This window comes from Cellulomonas sp. P2_B4 (assembly GCF_056404795.1).
In genome coordinates, this window is sequence record NZ_JBFUDI010000130.1 from 1 (window position 1) to 508 (window position 508).

General features: G+C 65.8%; 1 protein-coding gene. It reads right to left on the bottom strand.

Going from position 1 to position 508, the window contains the following annotated elements; translation table 11 throughout:
* Positions 1 to 216: 216 nt before the first annotated feature.
* The coding region (locus AC1DZC_RS20480; protein WP_477044574.1) for a DUF2332 family protein at positions 217 to 508 on the bottom strand (292 nt) is incomplete at its 5' end.

The following is a 508-nucleotide window of genomic DNA, read 5'->3' on the forward strand; positions in this document are numbered from 1 at the left end:
TGTCAGGGCGGTTATCCCTCTTCTTCCCTGCGAAGGCCGGAGCCCAGCAGGGAGACAGAAGGAAACCGCCGGAGCGCCCATCTCAAATGTCCCYCAACTGGRCCCCGGCCTTCGCCGGGGAAGCCATGCTGGGAGGCTGAGATCGCCAAAATGTCAGTAGGGTCACTGACATTCTGACCGGACATTGTACAACAACTTGTACAATGTCGGCTTTCGCTAGACCGAGATCTTCGCCGCCTCGGGCAACTCGATGCCGGCACGGTCGCGTTCGGGCTGGCCGGTGTCGATCCAGGCGGCATGGGCGTGCGAGGTCGCGACCGTCTGCCACGCGCCGTCGCCGGGCCAGCTGCGCACGCGGATGACCTGGTGCGCGAGCGCGCGGTCGGGTTCCATCATCACCCAGCCGAGCGGGCGATCGGCGGTGGCGTGGGCGCCGGCCGCCTTCATCGCGACACGGATGCGTTCGGCGACCGCTTCCGGCAGATATTGCCAGACGACCGAATGCATC